The organism is Catenuloplanes niger, assembly GCF_031458255.1.
Lineage (GTDB): Bacteria > Actinomycetota > Actinomycetes > Mycobacteriales > Micromonosporaceae > Catenuloplanes > Catenuloplanes niger.
Genome location: NZ_JAVDYC010000001.1, coordinates 3,959,766 through 3,976,807 on the forward strand (window position 1 = coordinate 3,959,766; position 17,042 = coordinate 3,976,807).

Genomic DNA, 17,042 nt, shown 5'->3' on the forward strand with positions numbered 1-17,042 from the left:
CGGTGAGCGCCGGGACGGCCGAGGGCGTGCGCCGGGACGATCGTCCGGCGCGCGGTGACCGGCGCGTGCCGGTGCTGACCGGCCGGCCGGAGCCGCGCGGGCACCGGCGGCCGTCGGACAGTCCGGGCCGGCGGGCCGCGGCCGTCTGGGCGATCTTCTTCGGGCTGCTCGGGCTGGGCTACCGCGTGCTGCTGGTGCGCGGTGAGGTGCCGCCCGGTGACGCGGCCGAGGCGGCTGCGGGACTGGCCGCGCTCCGCATCGCGCAGGGCCAGGAGCTGCCGCTCTTCCTGGACAGCGAGCGGTTCATGGGTTCGCTGCAGGCGTTCCTGGCGGCGCCGTTCGTGCGCGTGCTCGGCACCGGGTCGTGGTCGGTGCGGCTACCCGCGCTGATCTGCTTCGCCGGGTTCCTGATCGTGGCGTTCATGCTGCTCCGCCGGCTCTACACGCCCTGGTTCGCGGCGCTGTCGATCGGCCTGTTCGCGCTCGGTTCGGACCGGGTGATCCGCAACGAGCTGACCGGCGCCGGGGCGTACCCGGAGATGCTCTTCGCGGTCGCGCTGCTCCTGCTGCTCACCGTGCGGCTGGCCGGCGCCGAGCTGAAACGGCCGGGCCTCGGCCTGTTCGGCTGGGGCGTGCTGGCCGGCGTCATGGTGTGGACGCACTGGTGGGTCCTGCCGTTCGTCGCGGCCGCCGGCCTGATGCTGCTGCTCAGCTTCCGGCGCGTGCCGGCCTGGCTGATCGTCGCGGCCGGGACCGCGCTCGGCGCGGTGCCGCTGATCGCCTTCGCCGTGCTCGGTGCGCCCCGCAGCCCGTACCAGCTGCTCGTGCTGGCCAGCGGCAACCTGATCGAGGCGCCGCTGGCCGGCCGGCTGACCGGCATGCTCTTCACCGCGGTCCCGATCAGCGCCGGCCTGTGCGCGCCCGGCGAGTGCGTGACCTGGCAGGCGTGGTGGGGTCCGGCATACCTGGCGCTGCTGCTCGTCGCGCTCGTCGGCGCGATCCGCGGGCTCGGAGACGCGGCGCCCGCCCGGGTGCCGCGGCACGCCGGCCGGCTCACGCTGATCCTGGCCACCGTGGGCACGCTCGCGATCTTCTTCCTGACCGCCAACTCCGCGCTGGCCCCGGCGGCCGCCGCGAAGAACCTGCACTACACGCTGATCGCGCTGCCCGCGGTGCTGTGGCCGCTGTGGCACGCCGCCGCCCGGCTGTGGGGCCGCCAGGCCCGCACGCTGCCGGCCGCGCTCGCCGGCCTGACCGGCTCCGCCGTGCTCGCCGCCGTGCTCACGCTCGCGGTCGCGGCCACCGCCGCGCTCGTCCTGCGCGGTCCCGCGCTCTCCGCCGCCGCCGACGACGACCGCGCGCTCGTCGCCGCGCTCGACCGGGCCGGCGCGAACCGCGTCTACTCCGACCGCGACACCTGCGACCGCATCACGTTCCGCACCGGCGAACGCATCATCTGCGCGGTCATCGACGCCCGCCTCGACCAGCGCGGCGACCGCTTCCCCATCTACGGCACCGTGGTCCGCAACGCCCCCGACCCGGCCTGGGTCCTGCCCGCCGGCTCCGACCTGGACGACGCCTTCACCGCGTTCCGCGCCCGCACGCTGCGCGTCTTCGACGTCACCCCGGCCGGCGGCTACCTGATCTACCAGGAGGACCGCTGAAAAACCCGGCGAGCCTTTCCCGCTTCCGGCGTGCCCGCGTTCCCAGTGCTCCCGCGGGCACCGGTCGTCGCTGGCGCTCCTCCCTGCCGGTGCCGCCGCCGGTCACCGAACGACCCCTCGGGGCGCGTGCTCAGGGCCCATTCGCGGGGAGGAGGACGCGGAAGGTGGCGCCCTGGCCGGGGGCGGTGATGAGCTCGACGTGGCCGCCGTGGGCCTGGACGATGGCGGCGACGATGGAGAGGCCGAGGCCGGAGCCGCCGGCGCCGGATCGGCCGCGGGCGCGGCTGCTCTCCACGCGGTAGAGGCGTTCGAAGACGCGTTCCGCGTGGTCGGCGGGGATGCCGGGGCCGGTGTCGCTGACCTCCAGCACCGCGAAACCGGTCGCCGTGGCCGGCGCCGCGAAACCGGCAGCTGCGGCCGGTGCCGCGAAACCGGCAGCCGTGGCCGGCGGAGTGGCCGGTTGTGGGCGGCCGGGTCGGGAGTGCGGGGCCGGGGCGGTTTCGGGTGGGCCGGCGGGGGTCCAGCGGCCGACGCGGATGGTGATGTGGGCGTCCGGGGGCGTGTGGACCAGCGCGTTGTTGACCAGGTTCGTGGCGACCTGGCGCAGGCGGTGCTCGTCGCCGGGCACGGTGATCGGCTCGAAGTCGGCGTCGTCGTCCGGGCCGAGCGCGGCCAGCCGGATCGGGCGGCCGGGCGCGCGGGCGTGCGCGTCCCGGATCGTGTCGGCCGCGATCTGCAGCATGTCGACCGGCCTGCGTTGCAGCGGGCGCTGCTCGTCCAGTTTCGCGAGCAGCAGCAGGTCCTCGACGAGCAGACCCATCCGGGCCGCCTCGGACTCGATCCGGCTCATCGTCTCGTCGAGCACCGGGCCGGGCGGGGAGCCGCCGCGCCGGTACAGCTCCGCGAAGCCGCGGATCGAGGTCAGCGGCGTGCGCAGTTCGTGGCCGGCGTCCGCGACGAACCGGCGGAGCCGGGCCTCGGACGCGGTCCGCGCGCTCACCTCCGCCTCGATCCGGGCGAGCATCGAGTTGAGCGCGACGCCGAGGCGGCCGGGTTCGGTGTGCGGGTCCGCGTCGTCGGCGCGGTGGGACAGGTCGCCGGTGCTGATCCGCGCGGCCATCGCCTCCATCCGGGTGAGCGGGTGCAGGCCGAGCCGGACCACGACCGCGGCGACCAGGCCGAGCATCAGCAGCACGACCAGCTCGACGGCCAGGTTGATCAGCAGCAGGCCGTCCGCGGTCCGGTCGATGTCCTCCAGCGAGGCGCCCTTCAGCGTCAGCAGCGTCACCGGGGTGTCGTTGACGACGAGCGAGTTCTCCTGCACGGTGATCCGCCAGTTGGTGCCGTCGGTCATCCGTACCGTCGCCGGGTCCGCCTTTCCGACCTGCGCGAGCACGTCGGCCTGCTCGACCTGGGCGTCGCCGGTCTGCCGGTCGGTGCACAGCAGCGTGCCGTCCGCCCGGTAGAGGCTGAGCAGCTGTTCCGGGCCGGCGAGCGGTCCCGGCCAGCCGGGACCGCGGTGCGGCGGCCCGCCGGGGAGGACGGTTCCGTCCGGGTCGGTGGCGGAGCCGGACGACGTGTCGCAGATCCGGTTGATCATCATGACCGGGTCCTCGATCCGGCTCGCCAGCCGGTCGTCCAGTTGGTCGGTCAGGTAGCTGCGCAGCAGCCAGACACCGGCCAGGTTCGCGAGCAGCAACGCCACCGCGGTCAGCGACGCGATCACCAGCACCAGGCGGGACCGCAGCGTCCAGTGCCGCCACCGCCGCAGCCGCCAGAGACTCGGTCCGCCGTTCCCGGCCCGGCCCGGCCGTTCCCGCCGCGGTCGAGCCGACGGATCCGGCGTTCCCGGGCCGGGGCCGGGTGGCGACGGGCTCACTCCTCCGCACCCCGGGGCAGGCGGAGGGCGTAGCCGACACCGCGGACGGTGTGGATCAGCGGGGGCTCCCAGCGGTCGATCTTCTTGCGCAGGTAGTAGACGTACGACTCGACGATCCGGCCGTCGCCGCCGAAGTCGTAGCTCCACACCCGGTCCAGGATCTGCGCCTTGCTGACCACCCGGCCCGCGTTGACCAGCAGGTAGCGGAGCAGGTTGAACTCGGTCGGGGACAGCTCGACCAGCCGGCCGCCGCGGCGGACCTCGTGCGCGTCCTCGTCCAGCTCCAGGTCCGCGTACCGCAGCAGGCCGTTGTCCTCGGACCCGTCCGCGTCGCCACGGCTGCGGCGCAGGATCGCGCGGATTCGCAGCACGACCTCCTCCAGGCTGAACGGCTTCGTCACGTAGTCGTCCGCGCCGACGGTGAGGCCGGAGATCCGGTCCTCGACCGCGTCGCGCGCGGTCAGGAACAGCACCGGCACCGGGCGGGTGCCGGACCGCAGCCGCTGGGCGACCTGGAAGCCGTCCAGGTCGGGCAGCATCACGTCGAGCACGACCAGGTCCGGCTCGAACTCGGTGGCGGCGGTCAGCGCCTCGTGCCCGCCGTTCGCCACCCGCACGTCAAAGTTGATCAGGCGGAGCGTGGCCGACAGCAACGCGCAGATGTTCGGCTCGTCGTCGACGACGAGCACCTTCGTTGGCCGTGCTTCGGTCTGCTGACGCACCGTGTTGCCTCCTGCCGTTCCCACCCGATCGTGGACACCGGCTCCAACATCTATCGGAGGTGCCTCGGAACGAGGTCGGAGAAAACTGAACAAAATCTTAGAACCGCAGGCCGGCGGGGGTACGGGATCAGCCCGCCACCAGCACGACCGCACCGGCCGACAGGCCCGAGGTGATCTCCGCGTACGCGTCGCCGACCAGCCCCACCCGGACGGTCCGCACGCTGTCCACGCCGTCGGCCCGGACCGTCACCACGCCGGTCGTGCCGGACACGTCCCGGAGCGCCGAGGACGGCACCCGCAGCACGCCGGTGACCGCGGAGATCGTGATCGTGGCCTGCGCGTTCTGCCCGATCAGCACGTCCGCCGGCACGGTGTCGAAGGTGATCAGCGTGCCGTAGGTGACCATGCCGTCCGTGACGGTGCCGGCCGGGTCGACCTGCGTGACCGTGGCCGGGAACGTCTCGCCGGGCCGGTCCGGGAGCGTGACCGTGGCGACCTGGCCGATCTCCAGCCGGCCCGCGTCCGCCTCCGGGAAGTCGGCCCGCACCTCCATGCCCGCGATGTCACCGAGCGAGACGAACGTGCTGCCGGCGCCGGCGGTGCTGCCCACCCCGCCGGCCACGGAGAGGACCTTGCCGCCGACCGGCGCCGTGAGGACGGCACCGGCGAGCGCCTCCTCGGCCTCGGCCAGCGCCACCTCCGCGCTGTTCACCCTGGTCTGCGCGGCGTAGACCGCGTCACCGGCGGTGCCACCGCTCCGGGCACCACCGCTGCCGCTTTCGGTCTCACCGCTGCTGGTCCCACCACCGCTGCTGGTCCCGCCGGTGCTGCCGGTCCCGCCGGTGCTGCCGGTCCCGCCGGTGCTGCCGGTCTCGGCGCAGCCGTCGCCGGTCGAGCCGGAGCCGCCGGTCGAACCGGAACCGGTGGAGCCCGGGCCGGTCGCACCGCCGCCGGTCGCACCGCCGTCAATCGCACCCGGGCCGGTCGTACCGCCGCCGGTGGGGGCGGACGGGCTGCCGCCGGTCGTGGGGCGGGACGGCGTGCCGGTCGGTGACGGGCCGGCGGACGGCGAGGACGACGGCGAGGACGAGGCGGGCGGCGACGCCGGCACCGTCACCTGGACGGTGACCGTCTCGGTCACCGTGACCGTGACCGTGACCGCCGGCGCCGGGTCGCCGCCGCCCGTGGACGACAGCGAGGGCGACGGCGTGGGCGTGGGCGTGGTGCCGGTCGTCGCGTAGGAGTAGACCGCTCCCCCGCCGGTGTCCGACACGCAGCTGGTGCCGGACGAGGACGACGCCGTGGACAGCGCCTCCCGCGCCGCGGCCAGTTCCGCCGTGGCCGCGTCCACCGCCTCCCGCGCGTCCGTGGCGTCCACCTCGGCGAGCACGTCGCCGGCCTCGACCACGTCACCGACCCGCACGTGCACCGCGGTGACCGCGCCGGACGTACCGAAGCTGAGACCGCGGGTGGACGCGGGCCCGAGCGTGCCGGTGGCCGCGACCGCGAGCGTCACGTCGCCGGTGTCCGCCGCGACCAGCGACGGCCCGTCCGCGATCGGCTCGCCGCCCGAGGTGAGCGCGTAGGCGGTGGCCGCGCCCGCCACCACGACCGCCGTGGCGGCCACGCCGGCCGCGATCCGCATCCGTCGACCTCGCAGCACCACGCACACCCCATCCGGTCGTCACTCGACCGGCGAAGTCTCACGACCGCGCCTCGCGACCCGCTCGTTCCCCGCTGGGAACCCGCTCAGAGCCGGTCCCGGTCGTACGCGGGGGGTCAGTCCTCGATGAAGCGGGGGCGGGCGACGGCGAGTCCGGCGACGGCCTGGAGGACGGCGATGCCGGTCAGGAAGAGCATCGGGACGGTCCAGGCGCCGGTCAGGCCGTAGAAGTAGCCGACGAGCAGCGGGCCGAGCGCGGCGAACAGGTAGCCGATGCTCTGCGCGAACGCGGAGAGCGCGACCGTGCCCTCCGCGGTCCGGGCGCGCAGGCCCAGCACGGTCAGGGCCAGCGGGAACGAGCTCTGGCCGACCGACAGCACGACCACCCAGAGGTACGCGCCGGCGCGCGGCGCGAGCATCATGCCGAGGTACGCCACGATCATGAGCCCGGCCAGCGCGAGGATCAGCCCGTGCAGGTTGCGCAGCCGCGCGGCCAGCGACGGCATGATCAGGCCCATCGGCACGCCGACCACGGACAGCACGCCGAGCAGCACGCCCGCGTTCTCCGGGGAGAAGCCGGCGTCCCGGAACAGTGTGGGCAGCCAGCCCATGGCGGCGTATCCGCTGAGCGACTGCGCGCCGAAGAAGATCGCCATGGCCCAGCCGAGCCGGGTGGCTCCCGGGCGTACCCGCGCGACGGCCGTTGCTCCGGCGACCGCCGCGGCCCGGGACGCCGCGCGGTGGCGCAGCGCGGCCGGTAGCCAGAGCGGGATCGCGGCGAGCGCGAGGATCGCCCAGACGCCCAGGCCGGCCCGCCACGAACCGAACGCGTGCGCGATCGGCACGGTCGCGGCCGCACCGATCGTGGCGCCGATCGACATGGAGACCGAGTACATGCCGGTGATCAGGCCGGTCCGCTCCGGGAAGTTCTGCTTGACCAGCATCGGCATCAGCACGTTGCCGATCGCGATGCCGGAGAGCGCGAGCGCGCTGGTGATCACGAAGACCGCGGCGGACCCGGTGGCGACGCGCAGCGCCTGGCCGAGCACCAGCGCGGCCATCGCGGCGACCAGCACACGGGGCGCGGCGAAGCGGCGGACCAGCACCGGGGTGAACGCGCCGAAGAACGCGAACGCGACGGTCGGCATGGTGGTGACCACACCCGCCATCAGGCCGGACAGCTGCAGGCCCTCGCGGACCTCGGTGAGCAGTGAGCCGACGCTGGTGATCGAGGTACGCAGGTTGAGCGCGACCAGGAGCATGGCGGCGAGCACGAGAAACACGCCGCGGGCGCGTCCACGCACCGCGGGGGCGACGGCGGCGGCGGGTTCCAGCACCATGGGGGAGGTCGACACGAACCCATCGTAAATTCATAGGATGAATTCGGGCCACTTTTCCGGAGGATGGTGTAAGGAATGACATACCGGCTGGTGGAGCGGGTCATCGAGGAACTGCGCGCCAAGGTGACGTCCGGCGAGTGGCCGGTCGGCGGGCGCATCCCGACCGAGCCACAGCTGGTGGAGGCGCTCGGCGTCGGCCGCAACACGATCCGCGAGGCGGTCAAGGCGCTGGTGCACGCGGGCGTGCTGGAGACCCGGCAGGGCTCCGGAACCTACGTGATGTCCAGCGACGAGCTGGCCGGCGTGGTCGGCCGGCGGATGGCGGCCGCGGAGTTCGCCGAGGTGGTCGAGGTGCGGCGGGCGTTCGAGGTGGAGGCGGCCCGGCTCGCCGCGGTGCGCCGCACGGCCGCGGACGTGGCCGACCTGGAACGTGCGCTGGACCGGCGCGAGGCGGCCTGGGCGGCCGGCCGGCTGCACGAGTTCGTCGAGGCGGACGTGGCACTGCACGCCGCGATCCTGGCCGCCGCGCACAACGAGATGCTGGCCGCGCTGTACGCGTCGTTCCGCAGCGCGATGCGGGCCACGGTGGCGCAGTCGTTCCAGGACGAGGGGATGACCGCGGAGAGCTACGTCGACCACGGACGGCTGGTCGCGGCCATCCGCGCGGGTGACGCCGAGCTGGCCGCCAAGGAGGCCGGCGCGTACCTCGAATAGCCGTCCGGCGATCTGGGCAATACGGTAATGCTTCCCACCCCCTCACTTGCTCCGGAGTTCGAAGTGCGATCGGTAATCCAGGGTTTCAAAGACTTCATCATGCGCGGCAACGTGATCGAGCTGGCCGTCGGTGTCGTCATCGGCACCGCGTTCACCGCGCTGGTCACGTCGTTCACCAAGTCGTTCCTCGAGCCGCTGATCAAGCTGGTCACCGGCGGCACCGGCGACATGAAGGGCTCCTGGGTGCCGGTGACGGGCGTGGAGTTCACCTACGCCGCGTTCATCAACCAGCTGATCACGTTCGTCCTCACCGCCGCGGTCGTCTACTTCCTGATCGTCTTCCCGATGAACAAGCTGGCCGAGCGCCGCCGGCGCGGCGAGGAGCCGGAGCCGAAGGCGCCGAGCGACGAGGTCCGCCTGCTCACCGAGATCCGCGACGCGCTGATCGCCGGCAACTCGGACCCGGACCGCCGCGCCGCCATCGACGAGGCCATCCGCCGGGAGCACTTCCCGCCCCGCGGGTAATACGGCTCAGGCCGCCCCGCGGGTAATACGGCTCAGGCCGCCCCGCGGGTAATACGGCTCAGGCCGCCCCGCGGGTAGCCAGCTCAGCCCGCCCGCGGGCGAATCTTCTGGCAAGATCACACACCCTGTCGAACATGTGTTCGATAGGGTGTGTGGCTATGGAGCAGCGAAAGCACTGGTGGAACGGCAAATGGGGGCGGATCGCCCGCAAGGACGTCTTCCTCCGGGTCAACGGGGACACCTGGTACGTCGAGGCCCGCGCGGGCGGCGCCGAGGGGGCGTCGCGGTTCTTCGAGTTCGGCGGCGAGGACGAGGCGCTGGAGGCGGTCCGGGCGATGCTGAACGGCCCCGGCAACTGGCGTGAGCTCTCCACCCGCGACTGAGCCACAATTGTCGACTGATGCGCACGCTGATCGTCGACAACCACGACTCGTACACGTACAACCTCTTTCAGCTCATCGCCGGCGTGACCGGCGATGAGCCGGACGTGGTCCGCAACGACGAACCCCTGCCCGACCTCGGCCGGTACGACTGCGCGATCATCTCGCCCGGCCCCGGGCATCCGGGCCGGGACGCGGATTTCGGCACGTCCGCCCGGCTCCTGGCCCGCCGCGACCTGCCGGTGCTCGGCGTCTGCCTCGGCCACCAGGGCATCGCGCTCGCCGCGGGCGCCACGGTCACGCGGGCGCCGCAGCCGCGGCACGGGCACCTCACCCGCGTCCGGCACACCGGCACCGGCCTCTTCGCCGGCCTGCCGCAGGACTTCGTCGCGGTCCGCTACCACTCCCTCGCGGTCCCGGAGCCGCTGCCGCCGCGCCTGATCGCGACCGCCTGGGCCGAGGACGGCGTGGTGATGGGCCTGCGCCACGCCACGCGGCCGTGGTGGGGCGTGCAGTTCCACCCCGAGTCGATCGCGTCCGCGCACGGCGAGGAGATCATCCAGAACTTCCTGCGGCTCAACGACCTGCTCCGGCCGCGCCGGCGGGCCGTACCGCCGGCCGCCGCGGCCACACCACCACCCGACCGGCAGACCCTGGCCACGGTACGGGTGGAACACCTCCCCGACCCGGAGGAGCTGTTCGCCCGGCTCTGCGGCGACTCGGTACCGGCATTCTGGCTGGACAGCAGCCTGGTCGCGGACGGGTTGTCGCGTTTCTCGTTCCTCGGTACGTCCCGGGAGACGCTCTCCTACCGGGCCGGCTCCGGCACGGTACGGATCACCACGACCCTCACCCCGCCGCCCACCGCCGAGACGGCCACCACCGCGCCTGTCACCGCGCCGACCGCCGCCGAAGCGGTTGACACCGCGCCATCCGGTGAAGCCGCACCTCAGCACCAAGCCACGCCGCAGCGCGAAGCCGCGCCACTCGGTGAAGCCGCACCTCAGCGCGAAGCCCTGCCGGAGCGCGAAGCCGCGCCACTCGGCGACCCTGCGGCATCGCACGGCGGGGCCGCGCCGCAAGGTGTCGGTGGGGTGGCCGATGGCGCGGAGGTGCGTACCGTGGCGGGGTCGATCTTCGAGGTGCTGCGGGCCGGGCTCGCGGCGCGGCAGATCACCGGGGCCACCGGCCTGCCGTTCGACTTCGCCGGCGGTTATGTCGGTTATTTCGGATACGAACTAAAGAACGACGGCACGCCGGGCGCCCACGCACCGGATACTCCCGACGCGTCGTGGATCTTCGTGGACCGGTTCGTGGTGCTCGACCACGTGGAGCGATGTGCCTGGGCGGTGGCGCTGCGATCCACCGGCGCGGATGCCGACGCGTGGGTCGCGGAGACCGCGTCGTTGATCTCGGCGATTCCGGTGGCGGTGAAACGGGACGCCGGGCCGCGACCGCTGCTGGATCCGGCACCGCTGATGGGCAAGGAACGGGACCGTTACGTCGCGGACGTGGTGGCGGCGCAGGAGCGGCTGCGGGCCGGCGAGAGCTACGAGATCTGCCTGACCGACCGGCTGACCGTGACCGATCCGGACGCGACCGACCTGGAGCTCTACCGGCGGTTGCGGCGGAACAACCCGGCACCGTACGCGGCGCTGCTGCGGCTCGGCGAGGTGAGCGTGCTGAGCTCGTCGCCGGAGCGGTTCCTGCGCGTGCTGCCGGACGGCACCGCGGAGAGCAAGCCGATCAAGGGCACCGCGCCGCGCTCCGCGGACCCGGTCCGCGACGAGGAGCTGCGGATGTCGCTGGCCGGCGACGCGAAGACCCGGGCTGAGAACCTGATGATCGTCGATCTGGTCCGCAACGACCTCGGGCAGGTGTGCGAGGTCGGCTCCGTGCGGGTGCCCGCGTTCATGGCCACCGAGTCGTACGCGACCGTGCACCAGCTGGTCTCCACGATCCGCGGGCGGCTGCGGGCCGGCGTGACCGCGGTCGACGCGGTGCGCGCCTGCTTCCCGGGTGGCTCGATGACCGGCGCGCCGAAGGAGCGCACCATGCGGATCATCGACGAGCTGGAGGACGGGCCGCGCGGTGTCTACTCCGGCGCGCTCGGGTTCCTCAGCCTGACCGGCACGGCCGACCTGAGCATCGTCATCCGCACCGCGGTCCGGCACGGCGGCACGCTGACCATCGGCGCGGGCGGCGCGATCGTGCTCGACTCCGACCCGGCCGGCGAGTACGCGGAGATGCTGCTCAAGGCCGCGACGCCGCTGACCGCGCTCAGCCCAGGCTCGTCACCCGGTACACACTGAGCATGCCCTTGCCGTCGATCAGCGCGCCCACGTCGCCGGCGAACGCGGCCTCCTTCGGCAGCTCGGTGCTGAACTCCGCGGTGCCGGTCGCCTTGCCGGTCGAGACGTCCCAGACCCGGACCACCCAGCCGGTCTGCGAGGTGAGGCCGACCGTGATGCTCACGCCGAGCGCCCGGCCGTCGCGGATCGCGTAGACGTCGGTGTCGCCGAGGTTCGAGATCTCCTTGCCGTCCAGGCCGAGCAGCTTCACGTCCTGCATGGTGTCGAAGAACTGGTTGCCCCAGAGAATGCTCTTCGGCGTGACGTACCAGCCCTCGTCCACGCTGAAATCGACCGGCTGGCTCCACACCTGGCGGCCGTTCGTGGTGTCGACCGCGACCGTGCGGTACTGGCTGTTCGCGCTGTCCACGGCCACGCACACCACGTGCTCGCCGCACGGCTTGACCCGGTCCACGCTCTCGCCCGCCTCCAGCCGCAGCTCCCACTTCTTCGCGAAGTCGTTCAGCCCGTAACCCGCGACGGTCGGCTGCGCCGAGGTCTCCGCGTCGATCAGCCCGATCACCTGGCCGTCGAACGCGGTCCAGAAGTCGTCCTCGATCGGCACCGCGCCCGCGCCGGACGTGCTCTTCGCGGTGCCGGCGGCCATGTCGAGCACTCGGACCCGCTGGTCGTCGGTGAGCTGCACCATGGAGACCGACGACGCGGAGAGCGAGTCGAAGTGCCGGTACTCGGTCGGCGGCAGCGTGCCGGCGCCCTGCTTCGGGCCCTGCTCACCCACCCACTCGCGCAGCGGCTCGGCCCGGTGCGCGTCGATCGCCAGGGTGTCCTCGACGCCGGTGGTGCTCCAGACCGTCTTGCCGGTCCGCAGATTCATCCGGTACAGCCGGTAGCCGTCGAACGCGCTGGTCTGCTCCATCACCGCGTCCGAGCCGAGGAACGCGACGTCGGTCGTGTCCGCGATCGGGAAGTCCCGCACCGTGGCGCCGTCGGAGCGCTGCAGCACCGCGCGGGCGTCGTCCTGGTCGTGCGTGGTGGCGCTGTCCGCGTCGAGCAGCAGCAACTCGTCCAGCACGGTCAGGTGCACCTCGCGCCCGGCGATCGCGGCGGTCTTCTTCCACAGCTGGGTGCCGTCCGCCGCGTTCGTCGCGACCACCTCCGTGGTGGCGCCGACGACCCGCGCGTAGTACACGGTCGAGCCGGCCACCGCGACCGTGGTGGCACCGCCGCCGAGCTCGATCGGCTGACCGACGCGCACCAGCTCGCCGTCGGCCGGGGTGCCGCCGGCGCCGCTCAGCACGTCGGCGAGCCCACCGTCGGTGAGCCCACCGGCCCGGACGTCCGACAGCCAGCCCTGGACCGACCTGGTGACGACGGTCCCGCAGGTCGCGACGGCCGCGACCACCGCACCGACGGTGAGCATCGCGATCACGCGCCGCCGGTTCCGCCTCCTGGTCTCAGCCGGATCGGGCAGATCCACCGGTACGTCGCCGGTGTCGATCTTCCCGCCGGAACCACCGGGACCACCGGAACCGCGGAAGCCGCCGGAACCACCGGGACCGCCCGCGCCACCGGGAACGCCGGGACCACCCGTGCCGGGCGTGCCGCCCTGGCCCGCCGGAGGTGCGCTGGTCGGCGCCGCGCCCGTCGGCGTGCCGCCCGCGGCGGGGGACGGGCCGCCGTCCGGCGACGGCCAGCCGGGTGGCGCCGTGCTCCAGCCCGCGGCCGGACCCGGCGCCTGACCGGGATACGGCCCCGGCGCCTGGCCGGCGGCCGGACCCGGCGCCTGGCCGGGATATTGACCCGGCACCTGGCCGAAGTACTGACCGGGATACTGCCCCGGGCCCTGACCGGGGTACTGACTCGCTCGATGACCCTGGTTTCCGCCGGCGGTCCCGCCCTGGCCGAATGCCTGACCCGGCCCTGGCGGCGAGACGGGCATGCCGGACACCGGCGACCCCGAAACCGGCATATCGGGCACCGGATCGCCGGGCATCGGGCCGCCGGGGGTCGGCGTTCCCGGCACGGGGGTCGCGCCGGTCGACGGGTAGCCGGACGGTGACGTGGGCACTGCGGAGACCTGCGCGGACGCGATCGGGCCGAGGCGCTCGTTGGCCAGCGCGCCGTAGGCCACCGGCAGCTCCGGCTGCTCCGGCACGGACGGCACCACGCCGAACCGCGCGTGCAGCCGGCTCGCCACCAGCGGGATCCGGCTCGAGCCGCCCACCAGCAGGATCGTGTCGAGTTGGGCGGACGCGACGCCGGACCGCTCCAGCACCCGCCGCGTCTCGTCCACCGCGCGGGCCACCAGCGGGCCCGCGACCCGCTCCACCTCGTCGCGGGTCAGGTGCAGCGGCTCCTCCTGGCCGGGCACCCGCACCGGCGCGCTGGTCAGCCGGGACAGCATCTCCTTGGCCGCGCGCACCTCGCCCCAGAACGCCTGCCGGTCGCGCCGCTCCGCCGGGGTCGAGGGCGCGGAGAGCCGGCGCCACACCTCCGGGTGCCGCGCCGCGACCACGTGCCCGAGGTGCCCGACCAGCGCGTCGTCGACGTCCAGCCCGCCCAGGTCGTCGAGGCCGCCGGTGGCCGCGACGCGCCAGCCGCCCGGCTCCCGGCGGACCACCGTCACGTCCAGCGTGCCGCCGCCGAAGTCGAAGACCGCGACCGCGCCGCCGACCGGCACCTGCTGGCCGACCACCTGCGTGCAGTAGGTGGCGGCCGCGACCGGCTCGTCCAGCAGGCGCACGTCGCCGAGGCCCGCGCGCCGCGCCGCGTCGGCCAGCACCGCACGCCGCGGGCCACCCCAGTCCGCCGGGCAGGTCAGCACCGCGCCCGCCGGGTCGACGCCGGCCGTGCGAGCCTCCTCCGCCACCCGGACCAGGATCGCGCGCAGCAGGTCGGCCACGCCGACCTCGGCGGTGCCGAGCAGCACCGAGCCCTCGTCGACGCGCCGCTTCGGGTGCGGCTCGAACCGCTCCGGCTCGCTCGCGCCGAGCCGGGCCGCGTCGCGGCCGGTGTGCACCACGCCGTCGGCCGCGAGGAACACGCCGGACGGCAGGATCGGCGAGCCGTCGAACAGCAGCGCCCGCGCCGGCTGCCCGACCCGCTCCACCACCGCCACCGTGTGCGTGGTGCCCAGGTCCACAGCCAGCCGCGCCGGTCCGCTCACTGCTATCTCTCCCCCACCGGCCGATCACCACCACACCCGGAGCGGGAGCCTACCGATGACCCCCGACAGGCTGCGACACACGGACGCCCGACCCCCCACGACCCGAACGGTCAACCGGTTGATTCGCACGCACCAATACCACGCAACAAATTGACATTTCGGGCAAGGCGCCGCCGGTTCTGCTCTGTTCCACGACGAATCCGGCAGGGAGGAGCGCCAGCGACGACCGGTGCCCGCGGGAGCACCGCAAGCGCCCACGCCGGAAGTGGGCACACAAAGATCTTGAAGGCGCGAGCGCCGAGAGCCGGGCCGGTCAGTGAGCGGCGACGCGGAAGCGGGAGACGACGTCGTCCGCGGGCAGCGGGCGGTCGAAGTAGTAGCCCTGGGCGAAGCGGTAGCCGAGCGCGTACAGGCGTGCCGCCTGGTCGGCCGTCTCCACTCCCTCGGCCACCGCGTGCAGGTTGAGCCCGGCGGTGATCTGGATGAGCGCCGTGACGATCACCGCCTGCTGGCCGTGGCCGCCGATCCCGGCCACGAACGACTTGTCCACCTTGATGACGTCGACCGGGCAGGTGGTCAGCAGGCTCAGCGACGAGTGCCCGGTGCCGAAGTCGTCGAGCGCGACGCGGAAGCCGAGCCCGCGCAGCGTCTGCAGGCTCTCCACGGCCGGGCCGCCGTCGAAGACCGCGGTCTCGGTGATCTCCAGCGTGATGCTCGACGGTGCGACGCCGTACTCCGCGAGGATCGACGTGACCAGGTCGGGGAAGCCCGGCGAGCGCAGCTGCCGGGCCGAGACGTTCACGTTGACCTCGACGTCGACCCGGTCGACGGTCCGCCACGAGACGATCTGCCGGCAGACCTCGCGCAGCGCCCACTCGCCCAGCGTGTCGATGGTCCCGCTGCGCTCCGCGATCGCGATGAACCGGTCCGGCGGCACCATGCCCTCGGTCGGGTGCCGCCAGCGCATCAGCGCCTCCACCCGCACCGTGCGGCCGGTCGGCAGCTCCACCACGGGCTGGTAGAGCAGGTGCAGCTGCTGGCGTTCGATGGCCTGGCGCAGGTCCGCCGCGAGCCGCGCCTCCTCGGCCGCGATCTGGTCCATGTCCGGGTGGTATCCGACGAACACCGCGCCCTTCGCCTTCGCCACGTACATCGCGACGTCCGCGCGCCGGAGCACGTCCGCGCCGGTGGCCGCGTTGCCGTTGTCCGCGAGCCCGATGCCGGCGGTGACCTCCAGCTGGTGCCCCTCGATCACCACCGGCCGCTGCACGCGCGCCGCGATCTCCGCGCACCGCTCGCCGGCCGAGGCCGCGTCCAGGCCCGGCATGAGCACGGCGAACTCGTCGCCGCCGAGCCGCGCGACCGTGTCCTCGGTGCGGACCGCGTGCAGCAGCCGCTCCGCGACGACCTCCAGCAGCCGGTCACCGGCCGCGTGCCCGAGCCAGTCGTTGACGGCCTTGAAATCGTTCAGATCGATCAGCAGTACGGCGAACCGTTCGCCGTCCGCGGTGGCCGCGTCCACCCGCGCGGCCAGCAGCGCCCGGTTGGCGAGGTTGGTGAGCGCGTCGTGCGAGGCCTGGTGCGCGAGCTGGGTCTGCACGGTGTCGAGGTCGTCCCAGGCGCTGCGCAGCGCGGCCAGGTTCGCGTCCACGGTGGCGAGCAGCCGCGCGTTCTCCCGGAGCACGGTCAGCTGACGCACCATGACCAGCGCGGTCAGCGACCCGAACGTCACCGCGATGATGATCGGTTCGGACGGGCCGCCGAGCCGGTCGTGGACGAGCAGGCTGCCGGCGGCGAGCACCGCGATGTACGGCACCAGGCTCACCTTGACCCGGCCGGACAGCGGTTCGGAGCGGCCGCCGGGCGCCCGCCGCTGCCGGTCGGCCGCGAGGATGACGAACAGATAGGCGATGGGTACGGCCAGCATGCAGCCGTTGAGGTAGGGCCGGGTGGCGAGCGCGGGACTGAGCACCGCCGTGGCCGCGCTGCCGAACGTGCCGATCGCCAGCAGGTGCAGCGCGTGCCGGTCGACGCCGCCGGTGCCGGTGAGCGCGACCTTGACGAACGCGACGAGCGCGACGGCCGCGACCGCGACGATGGCGACGAGCGCGAAGTCCGAGCCGGTCGTGGTGCGCCAGGTCTCGACGTGCCGCAGCGAGAAGTGCCAGCCGAACAGCGCGACGGTGACCACGATGACGCCGGCGTCGAGCGCGAACCGCAGCCGCTCGCCGGCGGTGCGGTTCCGGCTGGGCAACCGGAGGAGCCCCCAGTACGCGGCGGCCAGGCCACCCGCGAAGATCAGGGCGCTGCGCGGGCTGGTCTGGGTGGGTTCGGCACCGGCCTGGACCGAGTCGTAACCCATGCTGACCGATCCGGCGAAGACGAACGCGCTGGCCACGGCGATGGCGGCCCAGAAGCGACGGACCGCGGGGCCGGCTCCGGGCGCGCGGGCGGCGGCGCGGCACTCGAACGCGGCGAGCACTCCCAGGGCGGGCAGCGGCAGCCAGCCGAGCACCGGGACGGACCACACGTGCCACAACCCGGCCACGCACCAGGCGGCGGCGGCCACGGTGAGCACGATCGCGGCGACGATCTGCGGCGTCGGCCGGAACGGGCGCACGACGGCACCTGTTCCCACGCTCACGTACCACCTCCGCTGCGGCCGGTTCGCCCGCGG

At 73.7% G+C, this 17,042-nt stretch carries 11 protein-coding genes; 5 read left to right on the forward strand and 6 right to left on the reverse strand.

The features are described 5' to 3' along the window. The first annotated feature begins 2 nt into the window (after positions 1–2). Complete coding sequence (locus J2S44_RS17255; protein ID WP_310414744.1) at positions 3–1,664, forward strand: glycosyltransferase family protein; 1,662 nt, start codon at positions 3–5, stop codon at positions 1,662–1,664. 130 nt (positions 1,665–1,794) lie between these two features. Here J2S44_RS17255 and J2S44_RS17260 read toward each other — a convergent pair whose 3' ends face one another. The 4 genes from J2S44_RS17260 to J2S44_RS17275 all read right to left on the reverse strand — a co-directional run bounded on the left by J2S44_RS17260 (position 1,795) and on the right by J2S44_RS17275 (position 7,268). Beyond that, on the reverse strand, positions 1,795–3,435 hold the full coding sequence (locus tag J2S44_RS17260; RefSeq protein WP_310429744.1) for a sensor histidine kinase: 1,641 nt from the start codon (positions 3,433–3,435) through the stop codon (positions 1,795–1,797). Between the two features lie 104 nt (positions 3,436–3,539). Beyond that, positions 3,540–4,265, reverse strand: a complete 726-nt coding sequence (locus tag J2S44_RS17265; RefSeq protein ID WP_310414747.1) for a response regulator transcription factor — start codon at positions 4,263–4,265, stop codon at positions 3,540–3,542. Between the two features lie 127 nt (positions 4,266–4,392). Next, positions 4,393–5,928 (reverse strand): efflux RND transporter periplasmic adaptor subunit, encoded by a 1,536-nt coding sequence (locus tag J2S44_RS17270; RefSeq protein WP_310414750.1) that lies wholly within the window; start codon positions 5,926–5,928, stop codon positions 4,393–4,395. A 116-nt stretch (positions 5,929–6,044) separates the two neighbouring features. Then, entirely contained in the window at positions 6,045–7,268 is a 1,224-nt protein-coding gene (locus tag J2S44_RS17275) for a CynX/NimT family MFS transporter (RefSeq protein WP_310429746.1), read from the reverse strand. A gap of 75 nt (positions 7,269–7,343) precedes the next feature. On the opposite strand from J2S44_RS17275, the gene J2S44_RS17280 reads away from it, so the two are divergent. From J2S44_RS17280 to pabB, 4 genes are all read left to right on the forward strand, one after another. Beyond that, positions 7,344–7,982 carry a FadR/GntR family transcriptional regulator gene (locus tag J2S44_RS17280; protein ID WP_310414753.1) on the forward strand — a complete coding sequence of 213 codons (639 nt, stop codon included), beginning with the start codon at positions 7,344–7,346 and terminating at the stop codon, positions 7,980–7,982. A gap of 27 nt (positions 7,983–8,009) precedes the next feature. Next, positions 8,010–8,507 (forward strand): large conductance mechanosensitive channel protein MscL, encoded by a 498-nt coding sequence (gene mscL / locus J2S44_RS17285; RefSeq protein ID WP_374727859.1) that lies wholly within the window; start codon positions 8,010–8,012, stop codon positions 8,505–8,507. A 158-nt stretch (positions 8,508–8,665) separates the two neighbouring features. Then, positions 8,666–8,890: a hypothetical protein gene (locus J2S44_RS17290; protein WP_310414760.1), complete on the forward strand. Its 225-nt coding sequence runs from the start codon at positions 8,666–8,668 to the stop codon at positions 8,888–8,890. 17 nt (positions 8,891–8,907) lie between these two features. Next, a complete protein-coding gene (gene pabB / locus J2S44_RS17295; protein WP_310414763.1) occupies positions 8,908–11,199 on the forward strand; it encodes an aminodeoxychorismate synthase component I in 2,292 nt (763 codons plus the stop codon). Here the strand turns inward: pabB and J2S44_RS17300 are convergent. Next, positions 11,168–14,365 carry an Hsp70 family protein gene (locus J2S44_RS17300; protein ID WP_310414766.1) on the reverse strand — a complete coding sequence of 1,066 codons (3,198 nt, stop codon included), beginning with the start codon at positions 14,363–14,365 and terminating at the stop codon, positions 11,168–11,170. The two genes, pabB and J2S44_RS17300, sit on opposite strands and share 32 nt — an antisense overlap. Positions 14,366–14,678: 313 nt before the next feature. Further along, complete coding sequence (locus tag J2S44_RS17305; RefSeq protein WP_310414769.1) at positions 14,679–17,009, reverse strand: putative bifunctional diguanylate cyclase/phosphodiesterase; 2,331 nt, start codon at positions 17,007–17,009, stop codon at positions 14,679–14,681. Between the last annotated feature and the right edge of the window lie 33 nt (positions 17,010–17,042).

Excerpts from the sequence above, each read along its gene's own strand:
- J2S44_RS17275 (WP_310429746.1), bottom strand. The coding sequence starts at position 7,268 with ATGGTGCTGGAACCCGCCGCCGCCGTCGCCCCCGCGGTGCGTGGACGC.
- J2S44_RS17280 (WP_310414753.1), top strand. The coding sequence starts at position 7,344 with ATGACATACCGGCTGGTGGAGCGGGTCATCGAGGAACTGCGCGCCAAG.
- mscL (WP_374727859.1), top strand. The coding sequence starts at position 8,010 with ATGCTTCCCACCCCCTCACTTGCTCCGGAGTTCGAAGTGCGATCGGTA.
- J2S44_RS17290 (WP_310414760.1), top strand. The coding sequence starts at position 8,666 with ATGGAGCAGCGAAAGCACTGGTGGAACGGCAAATGGGGGCGGATCGCC.
- pabB (WP_310414763.1), top strand. The coding sequence starts at position 8,908 with ATGCGCACGCTGATCGTCGACAACCACGACTCGTACACGTACAACCTC.